The sequence below is a fragment of the Mesorhizobium sp. NZP2234 genome, assembly GCF_013170765.1.
In the GTDB taxonomy this organism is placed as follows: Bacteria; Pseudomonadota; Alphaproteobacteria; order Rhizobiales; family Rhizobiaceae; genus Mesorhizobium; species Mesorhizobium loti_D.
Genome location: NZ_CP033364.1, coordinates 4,454,019 through 4,469,003, shown reverse-complemented (window position 1 = coordinate 4,469,003; position 14,985 = coordinate 4,454,019). Strand labels below are relative to the sequence as shown.

The window sequence follows — 14,985 nt, the reverse complement described above, 5'->3', positions numbered from 1 at the left end:
CGAAAACGCCGTCATCATAACCGACCTTGATCGCGAGCAGGCGCTCAAAGGGTCACGAGATCCGCGTGGCCGAAACCTTTCGAGTAGTCGAGCACGGAGATGACTGAAGGCACCACACGGAAGATGCGCACCTGCTCCGGCGTCGGCATCGCGAATGGCATCGAGGCTTGTGGCGGATATTTCATCGGCATCATCCTCAGAACCTTCTCGGCCTCGGCCCTGTCCGTGACCGGCTGTGCCCGTGCCGCCATGGAAAGGCCAGTGATCTCCATTACCTGAGGCGCGTCGTGATCGATGGTCAGCGACAGGCGATCGTCCCGCGCCAGATTCGCCGCCTTCTGGCTGTCGAGCCCGCAAAGAAAATAGAGGGAAAGGCCGTCATTGACGTAACCCACGGTCGTCGCCTGAGGCCAGCCGTCTGCCCTCAGTGTTGCGACCGTCATGATGCGGTGCTGATCAAGGAGCGTCTGAATCTTGTCTCTGCTCTCTGCGTCCATCGCTCGTCTCCATGGTCGTTCCTGATGGCAACGATAGTGAGGCTTGGATCGCCTGGCCTTGACGCACATCAAACGTATGGAGGAAGGACGCAGCTCTGCCCGGCGGACTGAGCGTCGCATTATGCCAACCGGCGTCAAGCGCTACAGGTTCAGCCCCGACGCCGCCTACGCGAAAGAACTGAAAGCGCTCGCCGATCCCCAACGAGGTTCCCGAACCGCCTTGCGGCGCCTTGGGGCGAAATGCCTGACGGCATTCAATACTTCGAGGTGCCGGCGGGTGAGGGGCGGAAGGCGCTGTTTGTCCGGGGCAGGACGAGCCGCTGTTTGAAGCGCAGACGCCGCGGCTGGAGTGGGCTGGAGAATAGAGGCGGACGGCTAGCGCCAACTGAGCCCAAAAACAAATCGGCCCGATCTTACGACCGGGCCGATGATGTTGCGTTTTAGCGCTTCAGATTTCCTCAGCTGCACCCGCTCGTCGCGCCGCACGTATCGCACTTCTCACAGGTCCCGTTCCGCACCATCGTGAAATTCTGGCACTCGGAACAGGAATTGCCGGTGTAGCCCTGGAGCAGTGACCTGGCGCGGCGGTCGGCGGCGAGTTTCTTCGCTTCGGCGGCTTCATTCGCCGCGGCGTCGGTGAACAGCGCCGCCGTGGCATCCGAAGTCTCGGAGGCAGCGCCCGCCGCCTCCTCGAAGGCGATGTCCTCGGCCAGTTCCTTGGCCCGCTCCTCATAGTCGCGCTTGTAGGCGATCGCCTCGTCGCTGGCCGGCTTCAAGGCCAGCACGTTGGAGCCGGAGAAGGCTGTCGGCGCCGAGCGGGCAGGGGTGCCGGTCGAGCCGTTGGAAAAGCCCTTCGGCTCGCTGCCGATTGCCCTCGACACCAGCTTCACCGGCGAACCGCGGGTCAGGCCCTTGGAGACGGCGTCGGTCTTGCCTTCGCTGATGCCCCGGCCAAGCGCGGTGTTGGAAAAATCCGACTGGTCGACATGGGCGAGGTCGTTGCGGCCGAGATAGGAGATGGCCAGTTCGCGGAACACGTAGTCGAGGATCGACGTCGCGCTCTTGATGGCATCGTTGCCGATGACCATGCCGGCCGGCTCGAACTTGGTGAAGGTGAAGGCGTGCACATATTCATCGAGCGGCACGCCGTACTGCAGGCCGAGCGAAATCGCGATGGCGAAGTTGTTGAGAAGGCCACGCAGCGTCGCCCCTTCCTTGTTCATGTCGATGAAGATCTCGCCCAGGCGGCCATCATCATATTCGCCAGTGCGCAGGAAGATGGTGTTGCCGCCGATCTTGGCCTTCTGCGTATACCCCTTGCGGCGGCCGGGCAGCTTCTCCTGCTCGCGCGACACGCGTTCGATGATGCGCTCGACGATCCGCTCGGTGATCTGCGCCGCGCGCGCTGCCGCCGGGGCCGCGATCAACTGTTCGACCGCATCGTCCTCGTCCTCCTCGCCATCGGCGAGCAGCGAGGCGTTCAGCGGCTGCGACAGCTTGGAGCCGTCGCGGTACAGCGCGTTGGCCTTCAGCGCCAGCTTCCACGACAGCATGTAGGCGCCCTTGGCGTCCTCGACCGTCGCGTCGTTAGGCATGTTGATGGTCTTGGAGATGGCGCCCGAGATGAAGGGCTGAGCCGCCGCCATCATCTGGATGTGGCTGTTGATCGAAAGCGAGCGCTTGCCGATCTTGCCGCAGGGGCTGGCGCAGTCGAACACGGCAAGGTGCTCGGCCTTGAGGAAGGGCGCGCCTTCCAGCGTCATGGCACCGCAGACATGGATGTTGGCGGCCTCGATGTCCTTCCTGGAGAAGCCCATCGCCGGCAGCATCTCGAACGAGAAATCGTTGAGCTGCTCGTCGGTGAAGCCGAAGGTTTCCTTCACCCAGTCGGCGCCGAGCGTCCACTGGTTGAAGACGAACTTGATGTCGAAGGCCGACTTCAGCGCCGCGTTGAGCGCGGCGATCTTGTCGTCACTGAAGCCCTTGGCCTTGAGCGAGCCGGGATTGATGCCGGGCGCCTGGTTGAGGTTGCCGTGGCCGACCGCGTAGGCCTCGATCTCGGCGATCTGGCTCTCGGAATAGCCCAGCGTGCGCAGCGCTTCCGGCACGGCGCGGTTGATGATCTTGAAGTAGCCGCCGCCGGCAAGCTTCTTGAACTTCACCAGCGCGAAGTCGGGCTCGATGCCGGTGGTGTCGCAATCCATGACGAGGCCGATCGTGCCGGTCGGCGCGATCACGGTTGCCTGCGCATTTCGGTAGCCATGCTCCTCGCCAAGCTCGATGGCGCGGTCCCAGGCGGCCTTGGCATGCTCGGCAAGCGCCTGCTGCTTGAGGTCGGAAGCGACCAGCGGCACCGGGTTGACGGCGAGCTTCTCGTAGCCGTCCTTGTCGCCATAGGCGGCGCGGCGATGGTTGCGCATGACGCGCAGCATGTTCTGCGCGTTGCGGTCATAGTCGGGGAAAGCGCCGAGCTCGGAAGCCATCTCGGCCGAGGTGGCGTATGCGACGCCGGTCATGATGGCGGTGAGCGCGGCGCAGATGGCGCGGCCCTCATCGGAATCGTAGGGAATGCCCGAGGTCATCAGCAGGCCGCCAATGTTGGCGTAGCCGAGGCCGAGCGTGCGGTAGTCGTAGGAGAGCTTGGCGATCTCCTTGGACGGAAATTGCGCCATCATCACCGAGATTTCGAGAACGATGGTCCACAGCCGCACTGTGTGCTCGTATGCGGCGATATCGATCGTGCCGTCGGCGTTGCGGTAGGGCAGCAGGTTGATCGAGGCGAGGTTGCAGGCCGTGTCATCAAGGAACATGTATTCCGAGCACGGGTTGGAGGCCCGGATCGCACCGGCCGAAGCGCAGGTGTGCCAGTCGTTCATCGTCGTGTTGAAATGCAGGCCCGGATCGGCCGACGCCCAGGCGGCGTAGCCGATCTTTTCCCAGAGGTCCCTGGCCTTCAGCGTCTTCAGCACCTTGCCGTCCTTGCGGGCGGTCAGGTGCCAGTCGGCATCGTCCTCGACGGCGCGCAGGAAATTGTCCTTCAGCGACACGGAATTGTTGGAGTTCTGGCCCGAAACGGTCAGGTAGGCATCCGAATCCCAGTCGGTGTCGTAGGTCTTGAACGACATCGACGTGTAGCCCTGCTTGGCGAACTGGATGACGCGGTAGATGTAGTTCTCCGGCACGGCCGACTTCTTGGCCGCCTTGATCTCGCGCTTCAGCGCCGTGTTGATGGCCGGATCGAAGCAATCGTCGTCATGGCCTTCGCAATTGACGCAAGCCTTCATGATCGCTTCGAGATGCTTCTTGACGATCTTGGAGCCGGTCACTAGCGAGGCGACCTTCTGCTCTTCATTGACCTTCCAGTCGATGAATTCCTCGATATCGGGGTGATCGGCGTCGACAATGACCATTTTCGCCGCACGGCGCGTCGTGCCGCCCGACTTGATGGCGCCAGCGGCGCGGTCGCCGATCTTGAGGAAGCTCATCAGGCCGGACGAGCGGCCGCCGCCCGACAGTTTTTCGCCTTCGCCGCGAAGCAGCGAGAAGTTCGAACCGGTGCCCGAGCCATATTTGAACAGGCGCGCCTCACGCACCCACAAATCCATGATGCCGCCCTCGTTGACGAGGTCGTCCTGCACGCCCTGGATGAAGCAGGCATGCGGCTGCGGATGCTCGTAGGAGGACTTCGACTTGGTCAGCTTGCCGGTGAAGGGGTCGACATAGAAGTGGCCCTGGCTCGGACCGTCAATGCCATAGGCCCAGTGCAACCCAGTGTTGAACCATTGCGGCGAATTCGGCGCGACGCGCTGGGTGGCCAGCATATAGGCGAGCTCGTCGCGGAAAGCGCGCGCGTCTTCTTCCGACTTGAAGTAGCCGCCCTTCCAGCCCCAGTAGGTCCAGGTGCCGGCCAGCCGGTCGAAGACCTGGCGGGCGTCGATCTCGGAACCATAGCGCTCGGCTTCCGGCAGCTTGGCGAGTTCGGCCTCGTCGGCGACGGAGCGCCACAGGAAGGAGGGGACATCGTTCTCCTCGATCTTCTTCAGGCGCGCGGGGACGCCGGCCTTGCGGAAATACTTCTGCGCCAGGATGTCGGCGGCAACCTGCGAGAACTGCGCCGGCACATCGATATTGTCCAAGCGGAACACCACCGAGCCATCCGGATTCTTGATCTCGGAAAGAGCCTTGCGGAATTCGATCTCCGCATAAGCCGATTGCCCTTGCTTGGTGAAACGACGCTCGATGCGCATTGGTCCGGTCCTTTTGTCTATATATAGCGCTTTTCCCCAGGGATTTCTCCCCCTGATGCGAAACGCGCATGTCCGCCGTCTGCCGGCGTTCGAAAACGACCGGCTCTCCATTCCGCCATCTCCCCCAGCACTTGCTGCCTGGGCTTCTCATGAAGCCTCTGCCACAACGCGCCGGCGAAACCCGCGGGTCCCTCAAATCTGATTTTTTCGATTCCCTCACTCGAGGGAAATTCACACTATCTAGCGTCGAACGTACCTGCAAACACTAAATATAGTATTAACAGACAATTTATTCCAGTCCGACAATTCTCCCTTTCGTCGCCCACCACCCCACAATCCCAACGCTTCCGCCGGCCTCGTAAACAGGCGGAAATGCGGGCAAAAACGCACATAATCCGGGAAAAAGACCGGGCTCAGAACTTTCCGGTCGCACTCTCAACAAGAGCACATGGCCTATAAAAGGCGACTCGTTTTGCGCCGTCAAGGATTCGTTTGCGTAGCTTTTGTGACCCCAACATCTTGTGTGTCACGCATGTGGATAACGGGGATAGAAACGCGCCGCCGCGACTGCGTTTCCGGCGGCGATTTACGCGCCGCGGACAGACACGAGGCCTCGTCTGGGGATGCGCCCCGGCTGCAAGGCCCTCTCAGGCTGGCAGGCCCGGTTTCAGCCGTAATGCAGTTTCGGCTTCGGCTCGGTGCCGGTGAATTGCACGCCGATCCGGTCATTGCGGCGCCAGCGGACATCGCAGCGGTAGGCCACGCCGTCAAGCGGCACATAGAGAAGGAAACGATCGGGAACCCGCGCTTCGATCGGTATTTTCAATTCGGCGCCGCTCGCATGCTGGTTGCGAAGCATTACGGCGATTTCCGAGTTTTGAATCCCGGTGATGACGGAACCGCCCTTGAGCACGCGAGGACGGTGCTCGCGCTTCGGCTCGCCGGGTTCTTGCGGAAGTGGGTTTACGGGATTCGCCATCGATCAAACGCCAAATTAGTCATTTTCTAGCGAAGAAAAATTAGCAAACCATTCATGCGGCACATCACAGGGTTGTGAGTCCGGCATGGCGCACGCGCAAGAGGTCGACGGTCGGCTCTAGGAGAATCTGTGCGGGTCTGCGCAGAAATAGGCAATGATCTGGCAAAGGTCGGGTTCATTGACCATGCGCACCGCTTCGCTGGAGTTGACCCATTTGCGGGTGCGGGAGTGCTTTTCCTTCCAACGATCGGCGATCTTGTCGACACGCAGCGGGAACACCAGCACCTCGCAAGGCACCTCTTCACCCGAAGCCAGCACCTTGGCATAGAAGTAACGGCCGGCTTCGAGATGGGAGACGCTTCCGCGCAATCCGGCTTCCTCGCCGGCCTCGCGGGCCGCCGCTTCGCAGAGTGGCTCCTTGGCCTCCGGCCAGCCCTTCGGCAACACCCAGCGGCCGGTATCACGGCTGGTGATGAGCATGATCTCGACGCCGTTCCCGGTATCGCGCCAGGGCAGGGCGGCGACCTGCAGGCGGCACGGCGCGGTGCCGAAGAGTCGCCGGACCCTTTCAGCCAGATGGTTGTGCGTCGTTGGCCTCGTCAACATCGGAGAAGCTAGCCCCAGCCTCCAGAATCGTTTGCCGTCTCACGAATCTTACGGCTAATCGTCGCCAATAAAAGTAAAAACTTTGGTCAGGTTGGCCCATTCCCGTCAATAAACGTCGATTTCACAGGATATTCTGCCCCGCGGAGCCTTTCGCGGAAGCAAATATTGTCATCGGTCACGGCTTAACTGGAAAAAGCGGTTTGTTTGCGAATCAGCCGACGTGATCGTCGGCGATCGGCTTCTGGTAGGTGAAGCCCATGTCCCAGGGGAAATAGATCCAGGTGTCCTGGCTGACTTCGGTGACGAAAGTATCGACCAGCGGCCGGCCCTTGGGCTTGGCGTAGACAGTGGCGAAGTGGGCCTTCGGCATCATTGCCCGCACGATGCCCGCGGTCTTGCCGGTGTCGGTCAGGTCATCGATGATCAGCACGCCTGCGCCATCCTCGGCAAGCAGCGCGGGGGTGACTTCCTTCAGCACCTGCAACTGCCCCTGGCTGGAATAGTCGTGATAGGAGGCAACGCAGACCGTCTCGATGATGCGGATGCCGAGTTCGCGCGAGATGATGGCGGCCGGAACCAGCCCGCCGCGCGTGATGCAGACGATCGCTTTCCATTGACCCTTGTTGGCGCCGGCAAGCCGCCAGGCGAGAGCGCGGGCGTCACGATGGAACTGGTCCCAGGAGACCGGGAAGGCTTTTTCGGGAAGGGACATGTCTCGCGCACTCCGCAGCACGCGAAGGCCGCGTGCAAGAAAACAGGGGAATGCGCGCGGAATTAACTGGAAACCCTTGGCCTTGGCAAGGGCGACCGGAAACGATCGCTGTGGACTTACCGCGACAGGAAGGCCGCCACCGGCGCGGTGCGCAACACCGAGCGTGTCACTCCGCCGAACAGAAGCCGACGCAGCCACGAATGGCTGTAGGCGCCAAGAACGAGCAGATCTGCGCCGGTCTCGACGATCCTCGTCTGGATCATGTCCTCGACCGGGATGCCCCCCGATTTCTGTACGCAGACGCCAACACTGGCGCCATGACGTGAAAGGGACGAAGCGATTTCGGTTCCGGCGGCCTCCGGGCTGTCATCGAGCGTATCGGGAGGATCGATGATCAATATCTCGGTCTTCTCGGCCTCGATGATGAAGGGCAATGCGTCAAAGGCTGCGCGCGCCGCCTCCTTGCTGCCGTTCCAGATAAGCAGCACGTGCTTGAAAGTGGTGAGCAACGGCCCCTGCGGCGGCACCACCAGCACCGGTCGGCCGGCATCGTAGACCAGCGTGCCCACATCCGCGCTCGGGTCGCTGCCGGTTTCACTCTGCGCCGCTATGATCAGGTCGGCGGCGCGCACGCTCGAAATGCCGGTCAGGGCACTGTCGCCGGAGAAGCTCTCCAGGCTGCGCCATTCGAAGGACAGGCCTGAATCCTCGATTTGCCTCAGAAAAACCGCCTGAAGCTTTTCGGCGCGTTCGCGACTCATATCGGCCGATACCTGCAGGAACTCGGTGTCGGGAAAACCGGTTGCCGAGGTGTAAGGCACCGGAAGCGCCTCGGCATGGATGCCGATCAGGTGGCTCTGGAAGCGGCTGGCGAGCGGAATGGCGCAGTCGAGCACGCGCTCCGCGTCCTGCTCGTTCTGCAGAATGGCAACGATGGTCTTGAAGCGCATGGTGATCCCTCAATCTGGCGAGCCTCGGAGCTCGCGTGCAAGAAAACGCCGCGGCGCCGCGCTTGGTTCCGCCTGGAGCAATTCCAGGAAAAGTGTGAGGCGGTTCTCCCACAGGAATTGCGTGAACTGCTTCAGAGGTCGATCAACTCGCCTTGGCGGCGAAACCCGCCACCATCGCCTCGACATCGGCGCGCCCGGCGTCAAGCGCCTCCTGGCTGCGGGCGCGAACCACCAGTTCGGTCCAGAACTTGCCGTCGCCATACTTTGGATAGGAGCCGATGATCGTGTCCGGATGCGCTTTCTGGATCTCTCCCAATGGGCCGCCAACGAGGCCCTCGCCGAACGGACAGTGCACCGTCGCCGACAGCATCTTCGTGCCGGTCTTCAGCGTCGGCACGACATTGTCGAGCATGGCCTGGAAGATCGAGGGCACGCCGGCCATGACATGGACGTTGCCGATGCGAAAGCCGGGCGCCACGGAAACCGGGTTGTCGATATGGTCGGCGCCGCGCGGCATTCGCGCCATGCGCTTGCGCGCCTCGGTGTATTCTATGCCGCGCGCGGCATAGCTCGCCTCCAGCATCGCATAGGCCTTGGCGTCGTATTCACAGGGAACACCGAACGCCTTGGCGATCGAATCGGCAGTGATGTCGTCATGGGTCGGGCCGATGCCGCCTGTGGTGAACACATAGGTGTAGCGTGCGCGCACGGCATTCACGGCGGCTATGATCTCGTCTTCCTCGTCGGGAACGATGCGCACCTCCTTCAGGTCGATGCCGATCGCCGTCATGATATCGGCGAGGTGGCCGATATTCTTGTCCTTGGTGCGGCCGGACAGGATTTCATCGCCGATGACGAGCATGGCGGCGGTAACGATTTCGGTCATGGAGGGCTCCGGCAGGACGGGTCGCCTGAGATAGCGCGGCGCGTGGCTGTCGGCAATGCCAACCGAGCGGGGAACAATCCATGCCTGGACGCGCCCGCTTCGACGCAAGGTTGCGGCGTGACCGGATGCGGTTAAGCTCAAACAGGTTCTGATTGGGTGAACAATGCTGATATCGATCCTGTCTTGGCTGCTGGCCCTGCTGTTCCTGCTGGCGGCCCTGGGGATTGCCTGCCTGGTGCTGGCAACGTTGTGGATCGCGGCGAAGGCACAGAGACTGGTGCCGCCGGTCGGAAAATTCATCGAGATCGACGGCAACCGCATCCACTATGTCGATGTGGGCGAGGGCAGGCCTATCGTCTTCCTGCACGGGCTTGGTGCGCAACTCCATCACTTCCGGCACACGCTGTTTGGGCATTTTGGCCCGGGCTACCGGCTGATCGCGCTCGATCGTCCGGGATCGGGCTATTCGGTTCGCGCCAATGGCGCCACGGGCCGGTTGCCCGAACAGGCGGCCTTGGTGCGGCGCTTCATCGAAAGGCTGGGGCTGGAAACGCCGCTGGTGGTCGGCCACTCGCTGGGTGGCGCCGTCACGCTGACCCTGGCCGTGGGACATCCCGAGGCGATTTCGGGCATCGCCTTGCTGGCGCCGCTGACGCATCTGGAAACCCGGGCACGCCAGCGATTTGACCTGCTCTATATTCCCTCGCGCCTGTTGCGCTGGGTCATGGCCTATACCGTGGCGATACCTCTGAGCCTGCGCTATGCGCGGCCGACAATGGAGTTCATCTTCGGGCCGCAGGCTTTTCCCGAGGACTATATGGTCGCCGGCGGCGGGTGGCTCGGGCTGCGGCCAGGCAATTTCCAGGCGACATCAGCCGATATCGTGGCCATCGAACAGGATCTCGGTCGCATCGAACAACGCTATGACGAGATTGCCATGCCCGCCGGCATCCTCTTCGGAACCGCGGACCGCGTCATCGATATCCGCATCCACGGCGAGCCCATGCGAGGCAGGATCGAGGGGCTCGATTTCGAACCTGTCGATGGCGTTGGCCATATGCCGCAGTTTGTCGAGCCCAGGCGGGTGATCGGTTTCATCGAGCGGATCGGCGCCAGGGCGTTTCCATCACCTCAGCCTCACGACAATTTCAATGAACCATCCGGCTGACCGGCGGGTTTACCCGTGTCGCACCCAAGGCGACCAAGACACGGAGTAATTCAATGTACACGAAACTTCTCGCAGCATCGGTTCTGACGATCGGCCTCGCCACATCGGCGATGGCCCAGTCATCCGACGGCGCATATTCCAATCATCACGACTGGTGGCCGTTCGCCAACGAATACTCTTCAGGCGTTGACCAGAACACGACCGGAAGCATCAATGGCGACCGCTCCGGGCTGGACACCCTTGGCAGTTCGGGCCCGGTCGGCCCCTGTGCCTACAACACGGCCGGGCCTGACGCGAATGCCCAGGGCAACGTGAACGACCAGTACTGCGGCAAATAGTCGGCCGCTGGGCAGCCGTCGACCGTAGGACGCCGTCTCTCCTGGCGTCCGCGGTCGGCGCCCTGCCTTTTCCCCGCAGGCAAGCTCTCTTCTTCGGAAAATCTAGTCTGACACCTCGGTCTGCGGCCGGTCGCGGCCGTCAGCCAGTTCCTCGTGCCATTTGCCGTCGGCATCCTCATACTGGATGCCGTCCGTCGCGCCTGCCACCTGCTGCTCGGCCGAAGCGATCTCGGCGGCGCGCAGTGCGTCCTGATGGGTGGGGAATGTCTCCGAGAAGGTCGAACCGACCTTGTAGGCCCAGCCGCCGTCATGTTCGACGATCTTGTAAGTCAGCTTCGCCATCAAAACCTCCGGTTGAAAGGTCCGCCTGCTCAATGCAGCCGGTCGTCGGACAGCTTGTCTTCGGGCACCAGCACTTCAGATTCCCTGGCGGCCTCGATCAATGCCCGTCGCGCATCCGCTGTCGAACGATAACCTTCCAGCACTTTGAGGCAAGTGTCGAGGGCATCACGATGACGCGGGCCGCGATTAAGCGGCCACACCGTCATCAGACACTCCGCCGCTTCCTGGGTGCTGCGGATATGGCGATACTTGCCGACATGGCCGAGTTCGACCACGACCGGAGTTTCAAAGGGTTTGTTGTCCATCATGGCCGCAACGCAAAGCAGCCAATTTGGTTGCAAAAGTGGCTTTCAGCCTGCGCCCAAAAGTCGCGTCGCGTTCGCGACGTGCTTTAGGATGTATTCAGGTCAGGCCGAGCCGGGGATGGTGGCTTCGAGAACCAGCACGCAGCGTGCGTTTGGGTAACGTAAGCACCGGAAGCGCAGAAAATTGCCGTTCGCGGGCCGGCATCACCTGAATATCAACACACCCGAGATCATTTCCAAAAAAACGGATTTTTTTGGTGACATGCATCGGCGTCTCAGTAGCCGCAATCGTTGCGCAACCAGCCGGGCTGTGGCCCCTCCCGCGGCAAAGCAAGCAAACCCGAGCCTTTTCAACGCCAGCCGGATCGCATGCCGCCCATCTTTGACGCGCGGTGGCTGGCGCGGCCTGTCTCAACGCTCGCCGCAAGCGCTACTCAGCGCCATTGCGCGTTATTGCTTCGAAAGATGAAAGATAAACATCGAGAACAGTTCGGATTGGCTGGAGATATCAAGCTTCTGGTGAATATTCTTGCGGTGGATCTTAACCGTCCCCTCGGCGATGTTCAGCGCATCGGCGATAGCCGCGCTCGAATGTCCACGCAGGATCAGCGAGGTGATCTCGATCTCGCGCGGTGTCAGCACGCCGCCTGTCATCCGGTTCAGGGTCGCATTTATCGGATCGACCGGTTCGCCATCGGTTCCCCTCGGACTGAGGCGAGCGTTGCTCCAGTTCCGTTCGATCAAAAGCCGGATCACCGGTTCGGCATCATGGATAGCCTTGAGATCGCGCCGTCCGAACGCGGGTGATTCCATCGGGCGGGTGAAACTGATGACGATGGCCGCGCTCCCCGCCGGCCGGCAGACGATGCCGACCTCGTCGCGAATTTTTGTCAGGCCGTAATGCTGGCGGAAATACTCCGAACTGTAGAACTGGTCCGGCGCCATTCTTCTCAGTTGCCTGACCCCGACGGCCTTCGGGTCCGTCGCCGCGCGGTAGAAGGGATCGAGCAGATAAGGTCCGTTTGCATAGGCGGTGATCACGGTCGCCGCGCGTACGGGATCGATATTGTGGTAGAGGCAGATCGGCTTTTCCGTGCCGGAATAGGCGAAGATCATCACGATATCGAGGTCGATGACCGCCTTCAGCGCCTCTTCGATACGCTGCGGGAAGTCCGGCGTGCCGACCTCCTGGATCGCCGCAGCGATCTTCCGGTTCCACGGCGCAAAGCCTGCAATCACCACGATCTTTTGTCCTCTGGCCGGGCTTCTGGAGCCCGTTCGGGGCTGCCCTAATTTTCGTCTCGTCTATCCCTATCGGGATATTCAGTTGCGTGAAGGTCAACCCTAGCCTCGGGATGAAAATATCGAGGCGGGCATATATGTCGACAGTCAATGAAGCCGGTGCGGCCTTCGCGTCTGGTGTTGAAAAGCTTGGCGCCAGGGCCGTGCACATCGGCATGATGGACCCAGCCGGCGAATTTCGCGACAAGCTGGTCTCCGTCGACAAGGCAGTCAAGCTGGCCGCCAAGGGCTATCCGTTCTGCGAGGTCCTCTATTTCTGGGATATCGCCGAGAAAACCTTCATCGACGGCGCTTTCATCGACCGGCCGGCATTCCTCGATGCCGCGAGCCTGCGCAAATATCCGTTCGCGGAGGATGCCGCGCTCTGCATCGCCGATTTCTCGGGCGATTTCGGCAAGCGTTCGCCGCGCAATCTTTGCCAAAGGCTGATAGGGGATGCCGCTGAACTTGGCTTCGACGTGTTCTCGGCATTCGAATACGAGTTCTTCCTGTTCGACGAGACGCCCGAAAGCCTACGCGCCAAGGGCTATCGCGACCTCACCTATTTCGCGCAGGGCAACCGCACCTATTCGCTGCAGACATCGGCCATCCATGGCGACCTGCTGCAGGGCCTGCACGATACGATGACGACTATGGGGATCGGCCTCGACGCCATCCACACCGAACTCGGGCCGGGATGTTTTGAAGCACCGCTCACTTATGCCAAGGGCTTGAAATCCCCGGACGACGCGGCGCTGTTCAAGAATTTCGCCAAGGCCTATTTCTCCCGCAACGGCCTGACCGCCGGCTTCATGTCGAAGCTTTCGCCGGCGCTGCCAGGCCAGTCCGGCCACCTGCATGTCTCCATGCGCGACCGGCAGGGCAATGCGGTGTTCGCCGATCCCGGCGCGCAGGATGGCATCAGCAGGCTCGGGCGTCATTTCATCGGCGGCCTGGTCGGGCTTATGCCGGAACTGCTGGCCATGTGCGCCCAAACAGTCAACGCCTACAAGCGGCTGGTGCCCGGCGCCTGGGCGCCGACCTCGGCCAATTGGGGTGTCCAGAACCGCACGGCGGCGGTGCGCGTCATCAATGACGAGCCCGAATCCACCCGCGTCGAGTTTCGCGTGCCCTCGGCCGACGCCAATCCCTATCTGGCGCTGGCGCTCTGCATCGGCGCTGGCCTTCACGGCATCCGCAACGAGATCGAGCCGCCGGGCGGCAGCGGCGAGAATTTCTATGCCGCGACCCCTTCGCTGGAGGCCGTCTTCCCGTCGGATCTCGGTCAGGCGGCGGAGCGGCTCAACGCAAGCACAGTCGCCCGCGAGATCTTCGGCGAGGACTTCATCGACAGCTTCGTGACCGGACGACGCTTTGAGTATGGCGAGTACCAGAAGCAGGTAAGCGAATGGGAGATCAGGCGGTACCTCGGCATCGTCTGACCGGGAGTTTTTGGGCTGATAACAAAGGAAGGGAACAGGCAAATGAAAAAGGGAACATCAGGCACCGGGGGCGTCGATCGCCGCGCGGTGCTGAAGGGCATGGGCGGCCTCGGGCTTGCGGTCGCGGGCGCCGGCATCCTCGGCATGCCGAAGGACGCATCCGCCGCCGAAAGCCTCAACTACATGTGCTGGGAAGGCTACAACGCGCCGTCAATCCTGGACCCGTTCCAGAAGCAGAAGGACGTCTCCATTTCCGTCGACCTGATCACCGACTCCGCGGGCGGCTTCGCCAAGCTCGCCGCCGGTGCATCGAAGGATTTCGACCTCGTTTCATCAGACAGTCCCTGGATCGCGCGCATGGGGCCGGCGGGCATCTGCCGCTACATCGACGACAAGGATTTCGCCGACCAATACGCCGAGTTCTACCCGCAGTTCCGTGCGCCCTTCACGCCCCTGCAATTCGAAGGCAAGGCAACAGGCTTGCCGACCCGCTGGGGCTGGGTCGGACCGACGGTCAACACCAAGTTCGACAAGCTCGAGACCTGGTCGAGCTACGCGCCGGTTTTCGACGCCGCCTACAAGGACAAGATCTGCCTGCTGGACTGGGGCGATTGGCCGATCATGCCGCTGGCCCTTTACGCCGGCGTCAATCCCTATGTCGAACTCGACCAGGCAGCACTCGACGAAGTGCGCAAGGTGCTGCGTGCAGCCTTCAAGAACACCCGTGCCATTGTCGCCGACCTGGCGATCGCCCAGAAAGGCCTGATCGATGGCTCGTTCCGGGCGCTGATCGGCGGCGGCACCTACGCCACCTCGTCGCTGCGCATGAAGGGCCACGACTACATCCAGTCGATCGTGCCCGAGCCGAGGAATGGCCTCAAGCAGGGCATCATCTGGATGGAGGCTACGGGCCTGATCGCAAACGACCGCGACTCCAAGGTCGCCGCCGACTTCCTGAAATACATCGTCTCGCCGGAGGTGGCCAAGCAGTTGTCGATCACCGAGGCGACCTGCAATCTCGTTCCGAACGCCAAGACGGAAGCGCTGTTCTCGGACGCCGAGAAGAAGGCGCTGCAGATGGATTATATGTGGACGGCCTGGGACAACAGCCACTTCCACACCGTCGCGCCGAACATCGACGACATGCTGGCGATCTGGCAGGAAGAACTGGCCGCGCGTTGAACGTCATTTATTGAATTGAAGCCCGCGCGTTCCGGCGCGCGGGCTCCATC

The 14,985-nt window shown here is 61.9% G+C and carries 15 protein-coding genes; 4 read left to right on the top strand and 11 right to left on the bottom strand.

The window, feature by feature from the left end; genetic code table 11:
- Nucleotides 1-44: 44 nt before the first annotated feature.
- The 7 genes from EB230_RS22080 to EB230_RS22050 form a co-directional block, all read right to left on the bottom strand.
- Nucleotides 45-497 (bottom strand): pyridoxamine 5'-phosphate oxidase family protein, encoded by a 453-nt coding sequence (locus tag EB230_RS22080; protein ID WP_172373958.1) that lies wholly within the window; start codon nucleotides 495-497, stop codon nucleotides 45-47.
- 458 nt (nucleotides 498-955) lie between these two features.
- Nucleotides 956-4,744 carry a vitamin B12-dependent ribonucleotide reductase gene (locus EB230_RS22075; protein WP_172373957.1) on the bottom strand — a complete coding sequence of 1,263 codons (3,789 nt, stop codon included), beginning with the start codon at nucleotides 4,742-4,744 and terminating at the stop codon, nucleotides 956-958.
- A 667-nt stretch (nucleotides 4,745-5,411) separates the two neighbouring features.
- Nucleotides 5,412-5,723, bottom strand: coding sequence for a PilZ domain-containing protein (locus EB230_RS22070; protein ID WP_056566663.1), 312 nt, complete (start codon nucleotides 5,721-5,723; stop codon nucleotides 5,412-5,414).
- Between the two features lie 117 nt (nucleotides 5,724-5,840).
- Nucleotides 5,841-6,329: an NUDIX hydrolase gene (locus tag EB230_RS22065; protein ID WP_056566659.1), complete on the bottom strand. Its 489-nt coding sequence runs from the start codon at nucleotides 6,327-6,329 to the stop codon at nucleotides 5,841-5,843.
- Between the two features lie 211 nt (nucleotides 6,330-6,540).
- Nucleotides 6,541-7,041 carry a xanthine phosphoribosyltransferase gene (gene gpt / locus EB230_RS22060; RefSeq protein ID WP_056566656.1) on the bottom strand — a complete coding sequence of 167 codons (501 nt, stop codon included), beginning with the start codon at nucleotides 7,039-7,041 and terminating at the stop codon, nucleotides 6,541-6,543.
- A 116-nt stretch (nucleotides 7,042-7,157) separates the two neighbouring features.
- On the bottom strand, nucleotides 7,158-7,991 hold the full coding sequence (locus EB230_RS22055) for a universal stress protein (protein WP_056566653.1): 834 nt from the start codon (nucleotides 7,989-7,991) through the stop codon (nucleotides 7,158-7,160).
- A gap of 142 nt (nucleotides 7,992-8,133) precedes the next feature.
- Nucleotides 8,134-8,877, bottom strand: coding sequence for a competence/damage-inducible protein A (locus EB230_RS22050; protein ID WP_172373956.1), 744 nt, complete (start codon nucleotides 8,875-8,877; stop codon nucleotides 8,134-8,136).
- A 163-nt stretch (nucleotides 8,878-9,040) separates the two neighbouring features.
- Between EB230_RS22050 and EB230_RS22045 the strand changes: the two genes are divergently transcribed.
- Complete coding sequence (locus tag EB230_RS22045; protein WP_172373955.1) at nucleotides 9,041-10,045, top strand: alpha/beta fold hydrolase; 1,005 nt, start codon at nucleotides 9,041-9,043, stop codon at nucleotides 10,043-10,045.
- A gap of 53 nt (nucleotides 10,046-10,098) precedes the next feature.
- Nucleotides 10,099-10,383, top strand: a complete 285-nt coding sequence (locus tag EB230_RS22040) for a hypothetical protein (RefSeq protein WP_056566644.1) — start codon at nucleotides 10,099-10,101, stop codon at nucleotides 10,381-10,383.
- A gap of 102 nt (nucleotides 10,384-10,485) precedes the next feature.
- Here the strand turns inward: EB230_RS22040 and EB230_RS22035 are convergent, their stop codons facing one another.
- The 4 genes from EB230_RS22035 to EB230_RS22020 all read right to left on the bottom strand — a co-directional run bounded on the left by EB230_RS22035 (nucleotide 10,486) and on the right by EB230_RS22020 (nucleotide 12,272).
- Nucleotides 10,486-10,725 carry a DUF2188 domain-containing protein gene (locus EB230_RS22035; protein WP_019857848.1) on the bottom strand — a complete coding sequence of 80 codons (240 nt, stop codon included), beginning with the start codon at nucleotides 10,723-10,725 and terminating at the stop codon, nucleotides 10,486-10,488.
- A gap of 29 nt (nucleotides 10,726-10,754) precedes the next feature.
- Nucleotides 10,755-11,033: a DUF982 domain-containing protein gene (locus EB230_RS22030; protein WP_172350726.1), complete on the bottom strand. Its 279-nt coding sequence runs from the start codon at nucleotides 11,031-11,033 to the stop codon at nucleotides 10,755-10,757.
- 94 nt (nucleotides 11,034-11,127) lie between these two features.
- A complete protein-coding gene (locus EB230_RS22025) occupies nucleotides 11,128-11,298 on the bottom strand; it encodes a hypothetical protein (RefSeq protein ID WP_172373954.1) in 171 nt (56 codons plus the stop codon).
- Between the two features lie 182 nt (nucleotides 11,299-11,480).
- A complete protein-coding gene (locus EB230_RS22020; RefSeq protein WP_065005069.1) occupies nucleotides 11,481-12,272 on the bottom strand; it encodes a helix-turn-helix transcriptional regulator in 792 nt (263 codons plus the stop codon).
- Nucleotides 12,273-12,409: 137 nt separating this feature from the next.
- On the opposite strand from EB230_RS22020, the gene EB230_RS22015 reads away from it, so the two are divergent.
- Both EB230_RS22015 and EB230_RS22010 read left to right on the top strand, forming a co-directional pair.
- Complete coding sequence (locus tag EB230_RS22015) at nucleotides 12,410-13,753, top strand: glutamine synthetase (protein ID WP_065005070.1); 1,344 nt, start codon at nucleotides 12,410-12,412, stop codon at nucleotides 13,751-13,753.
- Between the two features lie 42 nt (nucleotides 13,754-13,795).
- A complete protein-coding gene (locus tag EB230_RS22010) occupies nucleotides 13,796-14,935 on the top strand; it encodes a PotD/PotF family extracellular solute-binding protein (RefSeq protein WP_056566635.1) in 1,140 nt (379 codons plus the stop codon).
- Nucleotides 14,936-14,985: the final 50 nt, after the last annotated feature.

Coding starts and splice junctions, on each gene's coding strand:
- EB230_RS22080 (WP_172373958.1), bottom strand. CDS start 497: ATGGACGCAGAGAGCAGAGACAAGATTCAGACGCTCCTTGATCAGCAC.
- EB230_RS22075 (WP_172373957.1), bottom strand. CDS start 4,744: ATGCGCATCGAGCGTCGTTTCACCAAGCAAGGGCAATCGGCTTATGCG.
- EB230_RS22070 (WP_056566663.1), bottom strand. CDS start 5,723: ATGGCGAATCCCGTAAACCCACTTCCGCAAGAACCCGGCGAGCCGAAG.
- EB230_RS22065 (WP_056566659.1), bottom strand. CDS start 6,329: ATGTTGACGAGGCCAACGACGCACAACCATCTGGCTGAAAGGGTCCGG.
- gpt (WP_056566656.1), bottom strand. CDS start 7,041: ATGTCCCTTCCCGAAAAAGCCTTCCCGGTCTCCTGGGACCAGTTCCAT.
- EB230_RS22055 (WP_056566653.1), bottom strand. CDS start 7,991: ATGCGCTTCAAGACCATCGTTGCCATTCTGCAGAACGAGCAGGACGCG.
- EB230_RS22050 (WP_172373956.1), bottom strand. CDS start 8,877: ATGACCGAAATCGTTACCGCCGCCATGCTCGTCATCGGCGATGAAATC.
- EB230_RS22045 (WP_172373955.1), top strand. CDS start 9,041: ATGCTGATATCGATCCTGTCTTGGCTGCTGGCCCTGCTGTTCCTGCTG.
- EB230_RS22040 (WP_056566644.1), top strand. CDS start 10,099: ATGTACACGAAACTTCTCGCAGCATCGGTTCTGACGATCGGCCTCGCC.
- EB230_RS22035 (WP_019857848.1), bottom strand. CDS start 10,725: ATGGCGAAGCTGACTTACAAGATCGTCGAACATGACGGCGGCTGGGCC.
- EB230_RS22030 (WP_172350726.1), bottom strand. CDS start 11,033: ATGATGGACAACAAACCCTTTGAAACTCCGGTCGTGGTCGAACTCGGC.
- EB230_RS22025 (WP_172373954.1), bottom strand. CDS start 11,298: ATGCATGTCACCAAAAAAATCCGTTTTTTTGGAAATGATCTCGGGTGT.
- EB230_RS22015 (WP_065005070.1), top strand. CDS start 12,410: ATGTCGACAGTCAATGAAGCCGGTGCGGCCTTCGCGTCTGGTGTTGAA.
- EB230_RS22010 (WP_056566635.1), top strand. CDS start 13,796: ATGAAAAAGGGAACATCAGGCACCGGGGGCGTCGATCGCCGCGCGGTG.